This window comes from Bacillus sp. 7884-1 (assembly GCF_002272245.1).
Lineage (GTDB): Bacteria > Bacillota > Bacilli > Bacillales > Cytobacillaceae > Neobacillus.
This window is the reverse complement of the sequence record NZ_NPDD01000085.1, coordinates 1-17,088: the sequence shown is the minus strand read 5'-3', so window position 1 is coordinate 17,088 and position 17,088 is coordinate 1. Positions and strand designations below refer to the sequence as shown.

14 protein-coding genes and 2 riboswitches are annotated in these 17,088 nt (G+C 37.5%); of the genes, 2 read left to right on the top strand and 12 right to left on the bottom strand.

Annotated elements, in window-relative coordinates; translation table 11 throughout:
• Positions 1-39: 39 nt before the first annotated feature.
• The gene (locus CHI06_RS11100) at positions 40-837 is read right to left on the bottom strand and encodes a DUF2935 domain-containing protein (RefSeq protein ID WP_095248615.1); all 798 of its coding nucleotides are present in this window, start codon (positions 835-837) and stop codon (positions 40-42) included.
• Positions 838-1,005: 168 nt separating this feature from the next.
• Here CHI06_RS11100 and CHI06_RS11095 point away from each other — a divergent pair, with 168 nt between their 5' ends.
• Positions 1,006-1,323, top strand: a complete 318-nt coding sequence (locus CHI06_RS11095) for a replicative helicase loader/inhibitor (protein WP_179292600.1) — start codon at positions 1,006-1,008, stop codon at positions 1,321-1,323.
• Between the two features lie 98 nt (positions 1,324-1,421).
• On the opposite strand, the gene CHI06_RS11090 is transcribed toward CHI06_RS11095, so the two are convergent.
• Genes CHI06_RS11090 through CHI06_RS11080 form a run of 3 tightly spaced genes read right to left on the bottom strand, consistent with a single transcriptional unit; the run spans position 1,422 to position 5,224 of the window.
• Positions 1,422-1,886 carry a flavodoxin domain-containing protein gene (locus CHI06_RS11090; RefSeq protein WP_257009245.1) on the bottom strand — a complete coding sequence of 155 codons (465 nt, stop codon included), beginning with the start codon at positions 1,884-1,886 and terminating at the stop codon, positions 1,422-1,424.
• Positions 1,867-2,910, bottom strand: a complete 1,044-nt coding sequence (locus CHI06_RS11085) for a ribonucleotide-diphosphate reductase subunit beta (protein WP_179292602.1) — start codon at positions 2,908-2,910, stop codon at positions 1,867-1,869. Before CHI06_RS11085 ends, CHI06_RS11090 begins: the two co-directional genes overlap by 20 nt.
• 28 nt (positions 2,911-2,938) lie before the next feature.
• Positions 2,939-5,224 (bottom strand): ribonucleoside-diphosphate reductase subunit alpha, encoded by a 2,286-nt coding sequence (locus CHI06_RS11080; protein WP_095248612.1) that lies wholly within the window; start codon positions 5,222-5,224, stop codon positions 2,939-2,941.
• Positions 5,225-5,383: 159 nt separating this feature from the next.
• Positions 5,384-5,561, bottom strand: a riboswitch (cobalamin riboswitch).
• A 148-nt stretch (positions 5,562-5,709) separates the two neighbouring features.
• A riboswitch (cobalamin riboswitch) is annotated at positions 5,710-5,890 on the top strand.
• 160 nt (positions 5,891-6,050) lie between these two features.
• Between CHI06_RS11080 and metE the strand changes: the two genes are divergently transcribed.
• Positions 6,051-8,342, top strand: a complete 2,292-nt coding sequence (gene metE / locus CHI06_RS11075) for a 5-methyltetrahydropteroyltriglutamate--homocysteine S-methyltransferase (protein WP_095248611.1) — start codon at positions 6,051-6,053, stop codon at positions 8,340-8,342.
• Positions 8,343-8,429: 87 nt separating this feature from the next.
• Here metE and glgA read toward each other — a convergent pair whose 3' ends face one another.
• The 8 genes from glgA to CHI06_RS11035 form a co-directional block, all read right to left on the bottom strand.
• Positions 8,430-9,872, bottom strand: a complete 1,443-nt coding sequence (gene glgA / locus CHI06_RS11070) for a glycogen synthase GlgA (protein ID WP_095248610.1) — start codon at positions 9,870-9,872, stop codon at positions 8,430-8,432.
• A 3-nt stretch (positions 9,873-9,875) separates the two neighbouring features.
• The gene (locus tag CHI06_RS11065; protein WP_095248609.1) at positions 9,876-10,892 is read right to left on the bottom strand and encodes a sugar phosphate nucleotidyltransferase; all 1,017 of its coding nucleotides are present in this window, start codon (positions 10,890-10,892) and stop codon (positions 9,876-9,878) included.
• A gap of 30 nt (positions 10,893-10,922) precedes the next feature.
• Positions 10,923-12,050 carry a glucose-1-phosphate adenylyltransferase gene (locus tag CHI06_RS11060; RefSeq protein WP_095248608.1) on the bottom strand — a complete coding sequence of 376 codons (1,128 nt, stop codon included), beginning with the start codon at positions 12,048-12,050 and terminating at the stop codon, positions 10,923-10,925.
• Positions 12,001-13,929, bottom strand: a complete 1,929-nt coding sequence (gene glgB / locus CHI06_RS11055) for a 1,4-alpha-glucan branching enzyme (RefSeq protein WP_257009244.1) — start codon at positions 13,927-13,929, stop codon at positions 12,001-12,003. Before glgB ends, CHI06_RS11060 begins: the two co-directional genes overlap by 50 nt.
• Before the next feature lie 186 nt (positions 13,930-14,115).
• Positions 14,116-14,382, bottom strand: a complete 267-nt coding sequence (locus tag CHI06_RS11050; RefSeq protein ID WP_095248606.1) for a hypothetical protein — start codon at positions 14,380-14,382, stop codon at positions 14,116-14,118.
• Positions 14,383-14,674: 292 nt separating this feature from the next.
• Positions 14,675-15,511 (bottom strand): KPN_02809 family neutral zinc metallopeptidase, encoded by an 837-nt coding sequence (gene ypfJ, locus CHI06_RS11045; RefSeq protein ID WP_095248605.1) that lies wholly within the window; start codon positions 15,509-15,511, stop codon positions 14,675-14,677.
• 201 nt (positions 15,512-15,712) lie between these two features.
• Positions 15,713-16,672: an aldolase catalytic domain-containing protein gene (locus CHI06_RS11040; protein ID WP_095248604.1), complete on the bottom strand. Its 960-nt coding sequence runs from the start codon at positions 16,670-16,672 to the stop codon at positions 15,713-15,715.
• Between the two features lie 217 nt (positions 16,673-16,889).
• A partial coding sequence (locus tag CHI06_RS11035) for a zinc ribbon domain-containing protein (RefSeq protein WP_142300946.1) occupies positions 16,890-17,088 on the bottom strand: 199 nt, incomplete at its 5' end.

Genomic DNA, 17,088 nt, shown 5'->3' with positions numbered 1-17,088 from the left:
CTATCCCCCTGAACACACCTTAGCAGCAACAATCGTTTTTTATTCCTTGAGTCTTGGTTTGGCAGGATCACAATTTGGCGGTTCAATGTTTGCCGATTCCGCTAATTTCATTAGGTAATAACATTCTTCCCGGTACATATGATCAGCCATTAACGGTGCAAAAGTTCCCAATGCCTGGTTACTTAGTTCCAATTCTTCTAGTTCTGTTAAAAAATTTTGAAATAACTTAATTTCTAATTGAGCATCATTTGTCATTTTTGTTAAAGCTGGAAAGGTCGTCAAATTGGTTCTTAAATATCCTGCCAGCTCTACTGCTTTGAGATAAAAACCTTCAAAATCCTTTTTAAATGTCTTACTTTTCTCTCTTAATTTCTTTTCTACACCATCTAAATTTGAATATATAGCGTCTGAATGACCTGCTGCGTCTAATAACCAAAGTAGGTGATGATGAAGTTCATGGTAAACGGGTGGCATTTTCCCCTCTTTTAAATGATTTAAAATCCTTAAATATTCCTCTAATTCATTTACCATGTGATTTAAAAAAGTAGGTGAAAGGTGAATTTTGATTTTTCCGACAAGGTGTTTACTAATTAAGTCTAATTTAAATTCCCTTAACTTTAGTACCTCTGGTTCTACTTGAGCTATTAGTTGTGTCAGTGGGGAGGATTTTGCGCGTTCTAGAAGTGCATCAAATATGTTAATAAAATTCGTGGCTTTCTCAATCTCAACTTTTTGAATGGGGGCAAGAGCTTCAAAAATGAACCTAGAATGATCACCTAATATTTGAAGCCAAAAACGGTGTTCAAATCTGGCTGACCTTTCAAAAACTTCATTCATGTAAATTCCTCCTAGGAAAAAATACCACACTAATTTGATATTTATTCTCCTATAGCAAGTCTTATGAACATCGGTTCTTGCGAAAGACCAAGGGGACGGTTCTTCCGGCCTTTTGGACCGGGAGAACCGTCCCCTTGGCAACTCACCAATATTACAGGAGGTCACACAATGACGAAGGAAGAGGTAGTTAAACTTTTAGTACTAATCGAATCAGTTTATCCCAACTGCATTTGTAAGGACGAAACGGTTCTGCAATGGTTTCAATTTTGTTCAGAGATGGATTATGAGAAGGTATTAACGAAACTGAAGAACCATATTAGAATAAGTCCCTTTCCTCCTACGATTGGTGCTATTGCAGTATTCCACTTTGAAGAAAATCATTTTCCTGCCACCTTACAGGATTGGATGAATTGCAATCGCAAATCAAACAAAACAGGATCAATACCTGCTTGGCTTGTCGAATATTCACTAAGAAAATCTGTTTGAAGCGGAAGGCATTCTTTTAGGAGCAGGCGTTCTAGGAGCCTCCAAGCACAAAACAGGCTTGTAGAGCCCCCCTTAGCCCATTTTATATTCTACATTACCTAATTTTCCATACTTGCTCGCAATAGTAGTACTTCAACAAACTTTCTGCAACGCTTTATATCCTGTTCTTGTGGCAAAAGTTCAACCTTCAGGGTCGCTGCTAAGTTTGTGTGAATGTACAGCATGTCCCGAAATTGATCAACCGCTCCACAAAACATTGGATAACAGCTATCACCCGTTCCAAAAACGGCAGTAGTAATGTCTTTTCTCATAATTGATTCAAACGCTTGATAGAGATGTCTCATTTCCCTAGGTATTTCACCATTTCCCCATGTGTACGTTCCTATAGCTACTGCCTTATATTGACTTAAGTCCGCTAATGAAAACTCATTTATACTATAAATTGATATATTGACTGACTCCCCTAGAAAGATTTGATAAAGTTCTTCGGCCAATTCTTTTGTATTTCCAGATACGGTCGCATAAACAATGGCAACGGATATGTTACAGTTCGTCAAATCCATTGGACTGTGAGACCTTTGAATAGGTTCTTGACTTTTGTTCAAAGAAATCCGACTTCGTCTCATTCATCATTTCATCTCCAAAAATTTGAATCCACGGCATTGGATTGCTTCTTTCTTCATAAAGATTTTTCAAGCCAAGCTGTCTCAATCGCTTATTTGCCAAATATTCTACATACCCTTCGAATTCTACTAAATCAATCCCTTTTATTTCGGATAAAATATATTGTGCCCACTCTTTTTCTAGTTCAACTGCCTCACTAATCGTTTCATAGACATATTGGATATTTTCATCCGTATGAAGTTCAGGATTTTCAGTTAAGAGGATTCGAATAAATTGAGAAATAAAATAGGCATGCTGCATTTCATCCCGTTGTATATAACTAATCATCGTACTTGTCTTAAGCATTTTTTGCTGATGTGCTAGGTGATAGAAAAAAGCAAAACCTGCGTAAAAATAAATACCTTCCAAGTTAATGGAGTTTACACATAACTTAAATAACGCTTGTGGCGTTGGATTTTGTCTAAAATCCTCATAGGCATCTAATATAAGTTGATTACGTTTTCTTACAATGTGATCACTTTTCGCTTGATTAAATCGGTCATTTTGTTCACCCATAGGAATAAGTGAGCTAAGTATATAAGAATATGACTCATTATGAACGGCTTCTTGTTGTGAAATAACCGCAAAGATCGCTTTGAAACTAGAGTCCGTTACATAATCCATTACTTGACTCATGGTTGGTGTTTGCAGGCTATCAAGTGAAGCAAGTTGAGTATTGATACGCAGGAACACATCCTTTTCATGATTACTAAGGGAATCCCATTGTTTTATATCATCCTGCATATTAATTTCTTGCGGCTTCCAAAAGTTTGATAATAGAGTTTGGTACAAGTCGTACATCTTAGGATAGGCAATATCATTCCAATTAAGAATACCTGATGACTCTCCATTTATTATCCTAGTGGATTTGTTTGGAAAATCTGGATTTAGTAATTTAATTTTGGTTAATGGTGTATGTATCATCAAATAAATACCTCCTGGATTGTCTCGTCTAACTTTGACATGCTTCACATTCTTCTATCTCAGTTTGTGAAGTGCTTCTTACGTAATAGGTTGTTTTTAAACCCTGCTTCCATGCTTGCATATGAAGATCTAATAACTCTATTGCTTTAATATCATGACGAACATAGAGATTAAAACTAATTGATTGGTCAATATGTCTCTGCCGAGCAGCGTTTTGCCTAATACTCCATGTTTGATCCAGAACATGCCTAGTACGTCGATAATAGTTATAACTGTTATGGTCTAAATCAGGCGCCGTTACTTTAAATTTGAAATTTTTCTTCTCCTCTGCGTATTCGATCGAATACAAAGGATCAATCCCATCTGTTGAGCCACCAATCTTTGCGGTGGACGAGTTTGGAGCGATCGCCATCATCCAGCCATTTCGAACCCCATACCTCGTAATCTCCCCCATCACTTGGTTCCATCGGTCTGATTTATATCCTTTGCGTTTAAAGTAATTGCCTGATTGCCAATCTGAACCTTCAAACTTCTTATAGGCACCCTTTTCCTTAGCTAATTCCATTGATGAACGAATGGTAAGATAAGCAATTTCTTCATATAGTTGATCAGCATATTTAACAGCCCTTTCGGATTCCCAAAAAATCCCCTCTAATACTAGAAGGTGATGCCAACCAAACGTACCTAACCCTACAGGCCGATATTGCTTATTTGTCACCTCAGCCTGTCCAACTGAAACAGTATTGAGATCAATTACATTGTCTAGCATTCTCATTTGAATAGGAATCAATCTTTCTAATACATCCCCTTTTACAGCTTTCGGCAAATTAATAGATGATAGATTGCAGACAACAAAATCCCCAGGTTTACGAACAATGACAATATTTCCATCCTCATCTATATATTCTTTGATAATCGTTGTGGCAGACATATTTTGGGTAATCTCTGTACACAAATTGCTGCAAAAGATCGATGCACGTCCCTTTCCTCTTAGATGTTTGTTGGGATTTTGACGATTTACCTCATCTCGATAAAACATATATGGAGTACCTGTTTCTAATTGAGAAATCATAATCCTTGCCATAATATCCATAGCTCGATAGGTTTTTCGAGGAAGTAGAGGATGGTTTACCGCATCCTCATACTTTTCTGTAAAAAACTTCACATCACACTCATCATAGAAATCTTCTAAACCAAGGGGATTACCTTCTTGATCCTTCCACTCCATCATTTGTTTTACTTGATGAGGACAAAAGGTATGCCATTCTCCAACACTTCTACCTTGTTCATCTACTTCTTCTAATTTCTTCATAAACAAGTCAGGTATCGAAACACCTGTAAAAATATCATGAGCCTTTCGCCTTTCGTCTCCGTTATTTGTTTTTAAGTCTAAAAAGCCGTTCATAATATCCTTATGAAATATATCTAAATAAACAGCGACCGCCCCTTGCCTTTGACCCAATTGGTCGACACTCACAGCCGTATCATTAATAAGACGAATCCAAGGTACAACCCCAGAAGAATTACCTTTAAATTTCTTGATATCTGAACCTAAGGCACGTACCTTGCCAAGGTACACACCTAGACCACCACCATCTTTACTTAATCTAGCAATATCCCAATTATTTAAATAAATTCCATCCAAAGAATCTTCTACTGTATCAATAAAACAGGAAGAGAGCTGGCCAAAGCTTTTTCCAGCATTTGATAGAGTTGGTGTAGCAACGGTCATATACAAGTTGCTTAGTGCCCAGTATGCTTCTTTAACATGGGTTAATCTGACTTCCTTTTGTTCCTTTCTCATTAATGTCATGGCTATGATCATAAACCGTTCTTGAGGCAATTCGTATAGGTTTCCTTCGTAATCTTTTGCCAAGTAACGATCTGCTAGTAAAAATAACCCTATATAATTAAACAAAAAATCCCGTTCAGGAGCTATTTCTCCAGCTAATATTTCAATCTCTTCTTTTGTATAATCTTGTAATAAATCCTTAGAATAGATTCCTATTCTAGTTAATTCAGCAATCAGAGTGTAAAAATCCCCATAGTTTATATCAGACTTATACCCTCTATTATTTGAAGCAATCCGATATAGTTCACCTAAATAAAGATTTGCCGCTAGAAAGGTCCAGTTAGGATCAGACATCGAAATTTGATTTAATGCAAAAGTAAGGGAATGTTCATATATTGATGACTCCTCAAGACTAGTAATTTTTTTATATAATTCTGTTGTATCCAGATTATATTTATCAGAAACCCTTTTCACTGCTGCAAAAACTGTATCTTTTTCTGAATATACACTATTTACTACCATAGCAATTCCTCTTTTCTTATCGAATTGACTTCGCGAGTGAAACAACAAAAAACCCATCAATGAAGATGGGTTTATAACGTGGAATAATCTATCATACAGTACTTGGTCACTGTAATAGTAGGCATACCCTCGTTATATCCTCCCAACTCCCGAAGAAGATAATACGTAATAAAAATGGCAGGTCTCCTGACTTGTGCTTCTTCCTACTCTAATCCCTTCCCGTCCAAAGACAGTGGATATGATTATTTCGTCAGCACTTACAGTTGCGGGTACAGTTCTGGATTTTCACCAGATTCCCTATTAAGTCTATACAGACACCATTAAATTTGGTCATTATCTATATTTAGTGCTACATCCTAATAAACAACACTAAATATTGTATATCAACAAATATAATATACATTATCTACTTTGACAATAACAAAAATAAATTCTCAGAAAATTATGTACACCAGATTATGAGTATGTTATATTAATTGGCAATTACATATCGTGTAAGAATTGGTGCCAAGCTGAGGCTTGGCTTAAAAGGGAAGAACGGTGAAATTCCGTCGCTGTCCCGCAACTGTAATTCGGAGTGAATCACAAATACCACTGTCTTTTGATGGGAAGGTGTGATGAACATTGATGATGAGCCAGGAGACCTGCCCATTCTAGTACACACCAAATACCTACGTGGAATAGGTGGTGACATTCGTACGACAAACGAGTTATGAGTTGTTTGGTTTCTTGGACATACCTTTAACTTGAATGTAGAGCCATTTCCTTTTCGTGGAGATGGCTTTTTTGTATTTGGAATATGTAAATGTAAAGGAGGAATCGTAAAATGAATTTAGTCAGTACTTCCATTGGTTACCCATACATAGGTGGTAATCGAGAGTGGAAACGTTGTGTAGAATCTTTTTGGAAGGGTCAGATATCAGAGGAAGAGTTTACCTTTGAGATGAAGACCATACGCTTGAATCATTTGAAACACCAGCAAACATTAGGATTAGACATTCTCACGGTCGGAGATTTTACTTTTTATGATCGTATGCTAGACCTCGCGACCATGTTCGGTTTAATTCCAGACCGTTATAAGTGGGCAGGCGAAAAGGTAGATTTAACAACTTATTACGCAATGGCGCGTGGGGCTAACAATGTTGTCGCTTCTGAGATGACCAAATGGTTTAATACAAACTACCACTACATTGTACCTGAGTATGAAGGCCAGCCACTAGAATTAACTCAAAACTATATTTTAGATTATTTTTTAGAAGCGAAGTTTGAACTAGGTCTAATTACAAAGCCTACCATTATCGGTCCCTATTCTTTTGTTCAATTATCGAAGGGCTACGATTCAATATCCAAAGCATCCTTTATATTAAGACTCTTACCTCTTTATGCTCAAGTACTCCAACAACTTGTAGATGCAGGGGCAGAGTGGATTCAGGTGGAAGAACCAGCATTAGTCCTTTCACTTGTACCCGAAGATATAAAACTAATTCAACAAATTTATAAACAATTAGCAGAAGAAGTACCAACAGCGAAATTGATGTTACAAACCTATTTTGAAGGACTATCAGCGTATGAAGAGCTCATTCAATTACCTGTTGCAGGAGTTGGTCTTGATTTTATTCATGGTGCTGATGAGAATATGGCTTCACTCCGTAAATATGGTTTCCCACAAGATAAAGTATTAGGGATTGGAATCATAAATGGGCGTGATATTTGGAGGGCAAATTTAGCTGAAAAAGCAATGATAACAAAAGCTATTTTATCTTTAAGCGGTGTAAATGAAGCCTGGGTTCAATCTTCTTGCAGTTTACAGCATGTACCTGTCACAACTAAATCTGAAAAGACTCTGGATGCGACTTTACTAAGTGCATTGTCCTTTGCCGATGAGAAAATTGTCGAGTTAACGCATATTACATCCTTCGTTTTAGACGAGAACTGGTCAGGAAGTAAAAGTGTGTCTCAAAGTATGGCGGCAATCCAAGCCATAGAGCAGCATGAGGCGAGGCAAAACCCACGTGTAAAGGAGCTATTATTACAAGTCAAGCCAGAACATTTTACACGTCCAATGCCCTTTAAAGTACGTCAACCATTACAGCAAGAGGCGTTACAATTACCGGATTTTCCAACAACAACGATTGGAAGCTTCCCTCAATCAGATCAAGTAAAACGAACACGGACAGCATGGCGCAAAAAAGAAATTACCCACACGTATTATGCTGAGTTTTTGAAAAGTGAAACCGCACGATGGATTCGAATTCAGGAAGAAATTGGCCTGGATGTCTTAGTGCATGGGGAATTTGAGCGAACCGATATGGTAGAGTACTTTGGTGAAAAGCTGAAAGGTTTTGCTTTTACAGAAAAAGCCTGGGTGGTATCTTATGGATCACGTTGTGTGAAACCGCCGATTATTTATGGTGACGTTGAGTGGACATCTCCAATGACAGTGAAGGAAGTAGTAGAAGCACAGCGATTAACGACAAAGTATGTTAAAGGGATGTTAACAGGACCCGTCACGATCTTAAATTGGTCTTTTGTACGTGATGATATCTCCCGAGAACTTGTAGCCAACCAAATTGCCTTAGCCCTCAAAGAAGAGGTTCAAGCATTAGAAAATGCAGGAATTGCCATTATTCAGGTGGATGAACCTGCATTACGTGAAGGCTTGCCATTAAGGAATGAAGACTGGAATCAATATTTATCATGGGCAGTTAATGCATTCAAGCTCGCGACTTCCAGTGTAAGAAATGAAACACAAATTCATACTCATATGTGTTATTGCGAGTTTAATAACTTTTTAGAAACAATTCGTGCCCTTGATGCAGATGTCATTTCAATAGAAACATCAAGAAGCCATGGAGAACTGATTCAATCACTAAAACAAAATCCATATGAACTTGGTATCGGTTTAGGTGTGTATGATATACACAGCCCGCGTGTTCCAAGTGTAGAAGAAATCGACACCATATTAAAAGACAGCTTAGAGATTATTTCCAAAGAACAGTTTTGGGTGAATCCAGATTGTGGTTTAAAAACACGACATGAAGATGAAACTATTTTCTCATTAAAAAATATGGTGACAGCTGCACGAAAACTACGCCAACAGCAACAACAAACTGTTTAAATCTAAAATTAACTGCCTATAAAAGGAAGAAGATGTAAGCTGCAAATTTGCATACATCTTCCCCTTTTGAATGATAACAAATATCTTTTATTCCACTGAGTCTTCAAACAGCTTCTCATATATTTCATTATATTTCTTAGCAGACTGTAACCAACTATAATCTTGAGTCATCGCATTTTGTATTAAGCGACTCCAACTTTCATTTTGATGATAAAAATCTAAGGCTCTTCTAACGGTATGCAGCAAATCATGGGCGTTCAAATTCTTAAAAGAAAAGCCATTACCATTACCAGTTGATTCATCATAAGATTGAACGGTATCATTTAATCCGCCTGTTTCTCTTACAATGGGTATTGTTCCATACTGCAAGGCAATAAGCTGTCCTAATCCACATGGTTCAAACTGCGAAGGCATTAAAAACAAATCTGCCCCTGCATAAATTTGATGGGCTAACGCCTCATTAAAACCAATGTATACCTTCACTTTATCCGGGTATTCATGGGTCATTTGATTAAAGAAGTTTTCAAAATGATGGTCACCAGAACCAAGCAAGATGAATTGTACATCATCCTGAATCATCTCGTGAAATACATGCAGTACTAAGTTTAAACCTTTTTGCGATGTTAAGCGTGTTACCATTGCAATAATGGGTGTGCTATCTTTTTCGGGCAATCCGAAATAGTGTTGTAAAACTTTCTTATTTTCTGATTTTCCCTCGATGGTATCAAGATCATAAGAAACAGCGATATCACGATCTACTCTTGGATTGTAAACTGAATCGTCTATACCGTTTACAATTCCAATGAGCTTATCGTTGTGCTTGCGTAAAAGTCCATCAAGTCTTTCACCAAAATAAGGAAATTGAATTTCCTCTTTATAGGTTGGGCTGACGGTTGTTACAATATCAGATGAAACTATACCACCTTTCATAAAGTTAACATTTCCATAAAATTCGAGCTGTTCCATGTTAAAATATTGAGGATCTAATCGTAACAGTTCACTAATTTTCTCAAATGAGAAGATACCTTGGAATTGCAAATTATGAATCGTAAATACGGTTTTTATTTTTGTATACAATGGTTGATGACGATACTGGAACGTTAATAAAAAATTCACCATGGCTGTATGCCAGTCATGAGAATGAATCACATCAGGAATAAAATCCAGATGTGGTATACACTCGAGTACTGCCTTTGAGAAAAACGAAAATCGTTCTCCATCATCATCTTGTCCGTACAATGAACTCCGATGAAAATAATATTCGTTATCAATAAAATGGTAGGTAATTCCATCAAGTTCCATATTAAAAATGCCACAATATTGATTCGTCGATCCTACCGGTACTTCAATAGATGTTTTAAATTGAAAGGATTGTTTAAACTCATCAGAAATTAGACTGTAATTTGGTAACATAACATGAACTTCTGTACCTAACTTTTTTAACTCTTTAGGAAGTGCGCCTGCTACGTCAGCAAGGCCACCGGTTTTCACAAACGGAACACACTCAGATACGGCAAATAAAACTTTCACTTCTCAGCGCCCCTTTTGTACTGTCCCTTTTTCTACCACATAAGGGTTTTCTCTTGTTCCTGTTAATTTGACACCACTTTCAATTTTAACATCCTTATCAATGATGACTCCATCGAGAACACAATTATCTTCAATTTGCGTTTTTTGCATAATAATGGAGTTACGAATAACTGCGCCTTTCCCGATTTTAACTGCACGGGAAATAATGCAATTCTCCACTTCTCCTTGAATCATGCAGCCATTAGCAATCAAAGAATTTGAAACTTTAGCACCGATTTTATATCGTGTGGGTGGCTCATCTTTTACCTTTGTGAAGATTGGCTCGTCTTTCGTAAATACCTGATAATATGCCGCAGACTTAAGCATATCCATGCTATGGTTATAGTAACTTTCGAGAGAGTCTATAGTTGCAATATATTCCATACATTCATACTTTTCAACTTTAAAATTATCAAGTCGCTCATTTATGACATCTATAATACTGTAATAGCCCTGATCTTTGTATTGCTCAAATAGAGAGAGCAATAATTCTTTTTCTAAAATATACGTATGCAGCGATTCTCCATTATGAACGATCTCTGTAATATTCGCATCTGTTTCAATATGATGATCCAAAACAGAACTGAAATTTATAGTCCCTATAATATTGCAATTTGTTATCACAACGTATTTTTGCCTGCTGCGTAAGAAAAAGGTGATATTCTTTGCTAAATGTGCGAAGGATCCAAATTCCTCGTTTTTAGATTTGCCATCAGGTGTGAACACGAAAAGTCCATCACGTTTTCTATCCAAGTCCCATTGTTTTCCACATCCTAAATGGTCCATAAGTGACCTTACTCCATGACCGGTGAAAATAGCCACACTCGTGATCCCTGAATTCACCATATTCGATAACATAAAATCGATCAAACGATATCGTCCTGCAAATGGTAGTGCTGCTATGGAACGATGTGCTGTTAAATTTTGAAACGTGCCCAACTCATGGGTTGCATTTATAATTCCTAGCATAGATTGAGGCATAGTATCTTATTCCTTTCCTATGAGTTTTTACTAAACATCCTTAGCAACCAGTATGACATCGCCCTTGTTCTTTTCGGGACGAATAATGGTGTTATCCTCTACAACCATTTCTTCTGCGATGATGGCTTTCTCAATTACTACATTTTTTCCAATCCGAGCATTGGGCATGATAACGGAGTCCTGAATCACACTTCCTTCTTCGACCGTTACGCCTTGGAATAGAACAGAATGCTTAATGTTTCCTTTTACTATACAGCCTTCATTAATTAGTGACTCTTCTACTTGTGCAGTGGTAGAGATATATTGCGGCGGCTGGTTCGGATTTACAGAGTAAATTCTCCAATTTCGGTCATAAAGATCTAGTTCTGTTTCCTCTGTTAATAAATCCATATTTGCTTCCCATAAACTTTTTACAGTACCTACATCCTTCCAGTATCCCTTGAATGGATACGCGACAACTTTTTTATTTTCTTCCAGTAATAATGGAATAATATCCTTCCCAAAATCATTGGAGGATTCTGGATTATTATCGTCTATCTCTAAAAACGTTCTTAAAACAGACCAATTAAAGATGTAAATTCCCATAGAAGCCAAATTACTTTTTGGAGATTTTGGTTTTTCCTCAAATTCGATAATATCTAAGTTTATGTTAGTATTCATAATTCCAAAACGGCTTGCTTCTTCCCAAGGTACCTCTATAACAGAGATGCTAACATCTGCATCCTTTTCAATATGATAATCAAGCATTTTAGAATAATCCATCTTGTAAATGTGGTCACCAGAAAGAATCAATACGTATTCTGGATTGTATTGCTTTATGTAATTAATATTTTCGTAAATCGCGCTGGCAGTGCCTTTATACCATTTAACGCCAGAGGTTTCCGCATACGGAGGCAATACTGTGACCCCGCCGTTACTTCTATCTAAATCCCAAGCGGCACCGATCCCGATATAAGAGTGTAAAACCAGAGGCTGATACTGTGTTAACACACCTACAGTTTCAATTCCAGAGTTTGTACAATTACTTAATGGAAAATCTATTATTCGATATTTGCCACCGAATGAAACAGCCGGCTTTGCAATATATCTAGTAAGGGCACCGAGACGGCTACCTTGTCCTCCTGCTAGCAGCATTGCTACGCACTTTTTTTGTACCATTGCTATTCGTCCCCTTTCTTGATTTAACTGGTCGTAAGATGGATATACCAAATGGCGGGATCGTCATTTCGAGATGACACGACTGGTTGTGAAACGGCTCTTCAATCACTTTAATTTTCTTATGATTCACCTGACCAGAACCACCATATTGAATACGATCACTATTAAAAATCTCATTATAAAAAGCGTAAGAAGGTACCCCAACTTTGTAGTTCTCATAAACGAACTCTCTAAAATTACACACGATAATAAGAGGGTCTTCTTTTTTGTCTTTTCTTATAAACGAGAATATACTTTGATCTTTATTATCTGCATCAATCCATTCAAAGCCTTCGTGGGTATGGTCGAGCTCCCACAACGCTTTGGAACGGTTATATAGCTGCATCAATTCTTTAAAGTAATCATGCAAGATGCGATGCATCTCAAAATCTTTTAATTCCCAATCTAAATCCTCTAAATCCTTCCATTCATCAAACTGACCAAACTCTCCACCCATAAACAACAGCTTTTTACCAGGGTGGGTCATTAAATACCCGAATAAAAGACGCAACTGTGCAAATTTTCTCCAATAATCTCCTGGCATTTTATTTAGCAGTGATTTTTTCCCATGAACTACCTCATCATGCGATAGAGGTAAGACGAAGTTCTCTGTAAAAGCATACAGTATGGAGAAGGTTACTTTATCATGCAAATACTTTCTGTTCTGCGGTTCTGCTTCCATATATTTTAAAATATCGTTCATCCAACCCATGTTCCATTTATAGTTAAAGCCTAAACCTCCTTCAGAGGTGGGTCTTGTCACAAGCGGCCAATCGGTTGAATCCTCAGCTATCATGAGCAAATTAGGTTCGGCTTCAAAAACAACCTCATTCAGCTTTCTTAAAAAACTAACCGCATATTCATTCTTTTGAGATTCTCCCCCGGCTTGCCAGTAAAGCATATTAGCAACCGCGTCAACCCGAAATCCATCAATATGATAGTATTTAATCCAGAATAAGGCGTTAGAAATTAAAAAGCTTTGCACTTCACCTTTTCCCAAATCAAAATTCGCTGTTCCCCATATCGGATTTTCTTTTACGTAAACATCCTCATATTCATAAGTAGTCTGTCCATCAAACATATACAAACCATGGGCATCCTTACAAAAATGTCCCGGAACCCAATCAAGAATAACACCTATTCCACTTTGGTGACATTGGTCAATAAAATACATTAAATCGTGCGGGCTACCATATCGACTTGTTGCAGAATAGTACCCAGTTCCTTGATATCCCCAAGAACGATCATAGGGATGTTCAACTATAGGCAAAAGTTCTAAGTGTGTAAAGTGATGTTCAAGTACGTATGGAATCAGCTCATCCGCTAGCTCCCTATATGTATAAAACTCTTCTTCACCCTTTTTCTTCCAAGAGCCTAAATGTACTTCATAAATGGCAAGCGGTTCTTCATACACAGTTTTCTTTTTTTTATTTTGAAACCATTTTTGATCCTGCCATTTGTATCCTTCCAAGTCATAGATAATAGACGCGGTATTTGGCCTGATTTCTGAATAAAATGCATACGGATCGGATTTAAGGATGGTATCACCGGCAGCTGTTTTAATTTGATACTTGTAAATATCATTTTCTAGCAGCCCCGGAATAAAAAGTGACCATATTCCTTGTTTATTAAGTTTCGTCATTTCATGATAACTACCATCCCATTTATTGAAATCCCCGACAACATGTACTTGGGTAGCACGGGGAGCCCAAACAGTAAAGCGAGTACCCTTTTCTCCTCCTTGGGTTTCAGAATGAGCGCCAAAAACGTTATAACTCTCAAATAAACTTCCTTCGTGAAAAAGATATACTTCATACTCTGTCGGATGTGTTACAACCACTAGTCTCACCTCTTTAAACTGCTTGTCCATAATATCTTAACTATCTGTTTAGTTTTTCTAAAATGTATGGTTTAATGCATATAATTAAAGTTTTTTGTTTTTTAATAGATAAATGGAGATTAATACTATGACAATATCATTTAAAAAAAAATGAAAAAAGCGACCCCGAAAAAAGAGTCACCTTCGTTAATTATTTATATTTCTCAAGTAACTATTTAAAACTTTTCTATATCGCCATATATCTTTACTATCGACTGGAAGCTCATTTATGTCCCAATACATTTGATATTTCCTATGGGCAGTCAGTGTGCCATCTGGATATTGCATAAATGTAAGGGTGCCGCTGTTTGCTTCATCTTGTAAGGCGATGTAGTGCTTTGAACCATCCCAGATGGCCAGATCACCAAACCTCTCGCAAAACTGCTCAACATCGGCTTTACTTCGAATTATCATTTTATTCACTCCTTGCTTTAATATTCTAATTTTATAGAATTATAACATACATCTCTCTTGGAATTTAGTATATGTAAGATTTTTGAACTATAAATGTCGAATTTCACTACCAAAAGAAGAGAGATACTTTTTTTGGAAATATTATGAATGAGTTCCAAATGAACTACACACATAAACACATCACGATGATCAATGTTCAATCCCTATCTAGTTTTACGTAAAATAAAAGACTCCTATACGCGTAAAGCGTATAGGAGCCTTTAGATGTCCAATCGGCAAATTATTATTAGTTTTAAGGATTTGCGGCGTTAAAGGTATCTCCACCCTCTATGGTTCCGCTTTTGAAGCCTTTATTAAACCATCTCTCCCTCTGCTCAGAGGTTCCATGTGTAAAACTTTCGGGAACAACATACCCCTGTGCTTTTTTCTGGATATTATCATCTCCGACCGCATTTGCTGCATTAAGTGCCTCTTCTAGGTCACCTTTTTCAAGGTAGCCCTTCCCTTCGGCATAATGGGCCCAAACACCAGCCAAGTAGTCTGCCTGCAATTCAAATCGGACTGAATACTCATTGGTCTGCTTCTCGGCTGGTGAAGCTTCGTCTCCACTATGTAAAAGGGTCTGGACGTGGTGTCCTACCTCATGGGCGATTACATATGCCATCGCAAAGTCACCAGGTGCCTGGAATCTTTGTTTTAGTTCCTGATAAAAACTTAAATCAATATAAAGTTTGTGGTCACCCGGACAATAAAACGGTCCTACAGCTGAACTCGCTGCTCCACATGCGGATTGAACGCTGTCCCTAAACAAAACGAGCTTTGGATTTACGTATACCATGCCTTGTTTCTTGAATTGATTAGACCACACATCCTCTGTATCAGCAAGGACTACAGAAACAAAATCCGCCAATTCCTCCTCTTGGGAGGATACATTCATAGGAGCGTTTGTGTTCGAACCATTCGTAGTTGGAGTATTGTTCATTAAATCTCCAGGGTTTCCTCCCAGCAGTGCAAAAAGGAGAATAACGACAATACTTCCTATCCCCCCTCCAATTACCGTTTTTCCACCCATGCCCATTCCTCTGCGGTCCTCAACGTTTGTACTTTGCCGTCTTCCTTTCCATCTCATTTGTTTACCTCCCTAAGATTACGCCTGATGACATAGTTTTTACTTCTTATTTGGGATTTATCAATCATTTATGATCATAGGAGTCTTGCGGATTGCGGATTTTACTTGCGGATAATGAAAAATACTTGCGCATAGCTAAATTTGACAGATACCCATACAAAAAAGCACCTCAAACAAGTGAGGTGCTTTTTACTGTATTTCCTATTTCATTGCTGGTGAAATAGAGGCTTCGGGTGAAGTTACCTTGTCATAAAAATCTACAAATTTATCGCGATCGGCGCTATCACGGTAGGCCATGGCGACACGTGGATGTTCATTCAGTACACCAGAAATCATATACGGAATAATGTAACCCCACTCCCATTTTTGGCGCATTTCGAGCATGTGCTTTTCAATCATTTCAAGGACTGGCTTCAGTTCATAGCTTGGTTTTTGTATGTAGCTAACAAGAAGTTCTGTGTTACAATTACCAGCCGCACGACCCATGCCATAAACAGATGAATCCAGGTATGTAACCCCGTTTTGCAATGCAGCTAATGTATTGGCGAATGCTAACTGCATGTTGTTATGGGTATGGATTCCGAGCTGTTTGTTTGGGATTAACTCTTGGAATCTTTTCACCTGGTGTTCAATATCCGTAGGATCCAAGCTTCCGAAGGAATCGACAATATATACAACATCTACAGGACTTTCCCTCACCATATCAAATGCTTTCGTAAGCTGCTTTTCAGGTACACTCGATAAAGCCATAATATTAAGTGATGTCTCATAACCCAAATCATGAAACATTTGTACAAGCTCTAACCCTTTATCTACTTCACGGATATAGCATGCCACTCGGATCATGTCCAAAACACTTTGTTCACGTGGTAAAATGTCATTTGGATCTACACGACCAATATCCACTAGAGCAGAAAACTTTGTGAATTTTTTCTCAGGGAAGATTTCTTTCAAGAAATTATCGTCTAGAAATCTCCATGGATTTGGCTCAGTTGCATTCAGTAGTTTTGGAGAGTTTTTGTAGCCAATCTCCATGTATTCAACACCTGCTGCACTTAAACTATTATACAAGTCTTGAACAAATTCGACACTGAAATCCCAATTGTTAACTAATCCGCCATCTCGGATGGTACAGTCTATTATTTTGCTGCGTTGACCCATGAAAGTGATTCCTCCTGCATTTCCTTTTTTGTTGTAATTTGTATGCTTTAAAGTACTAAAATTCTTACTGTGTTTATATCATGTTTCATTCGAACGAGTCAATGCTATTTTCCAAAAATTCATTTATTTTACATTGAACTACTAACCACTTAACACCCTTACGGGTCGTGTGAAGTGGGAGATTCCTAAGTACAGAAGCCTATCGGCTTCCAATTGATTAGGCTAACCCCGTAGTCCCTACGGTTAAGATGCGTATTGCTTCATCTCTAAGGTTCTGTCCTGCGTTAATATCTCTATCGTGATGTGCTCCACAAGAAGGGCAATCCCACTCACGAAGCTTAAGATTCTTAACGTCTTTGTTTTGGTAGCCACAACACGAACACAATTGAGAACTAGCAAATGTTTTAGACACAGCT

Excerpts from the sequence above, each read along its gene's own strand:
- metE (WP_095248611.1), top strand. The coding sequence starts at position 6,051 with ATGAATTTAGTCAGTACTTCCATTGGTTACCCATACATAGGTGGTAAT.
- CHI06_RS11100 (WP_095248615.1), bottom strand. The coding sequence starts at position 837 with ATGAATGAAGTTTTTGAAAGGTCAGCCAGATTTGAACACCGTTTTTGG.
- CHI06_RS11050 (WP_095248606.1), bottom strand. The coding sequence starts at position 14,382 with ATGATAATTCGAAGTAAAGCCGATGTTGAGCAGTTTTGCGAGAGGTTT.
- CHI06_RS11060 (WP_095248608.1), bottom strand. The coding sequence starts at position 12,050 with ATGGTACAAAAAAAGTGCGTAGCAATGCTGCTAGCAGGAGGACAAGGT.
- CHI06_RS11095 (WP_179292600.1), top strand. The coding sequence starts at position 1,006 with ATGACGAAGGAAGAGGTAGTTAAACTTTTAGTACTAATCGAATCAGTT.
- ypfJ (WP_095248605.1), bottom strand. The coding sequence starts at position 15,511 with ATGAGATGGAAAGGAAGACGGCAAAGTACAAACGTTGAGGACCGCAGA.
- CHI06_RS11090 (WP_257009245.1), bottom strand. The coding sequence starts at position 1,886 with ATGGATTTGACGAACTGTAACATATCCGTTGCCATTGTTTATGCGACC.
- CHI06_RS11065 (WP_095248609.1), bottom strand. The coding sequence starts at position 10,892 with ATGCCTCAATCTATGCTAGGAATTATAAATGCAACCCATGAGTTGGGC.
- CHI06_RS11085 (WP_179292602.1), bottom strand. The coding sequence starts at position 2,910 with ATGATACATACACCATTAACCAAAATTAAATTACTAAATCCAGATTTT.
- CHI06_RS11080 (WP_095248612.1), bottom strand. The coding sequence starts at position 5,224 with ATGGTAGTAAATAGTGTATATTCAGAAAAAGATACAGTTTTTGCAGCA.
- CHI06_RS11040 (WP_095248604.1), bottom strand. The coding sequence starts at position 16,672 with ATGGGTCAACGCAGCAAAATAATAGACTGTACCATCCGAGATGGCGGA.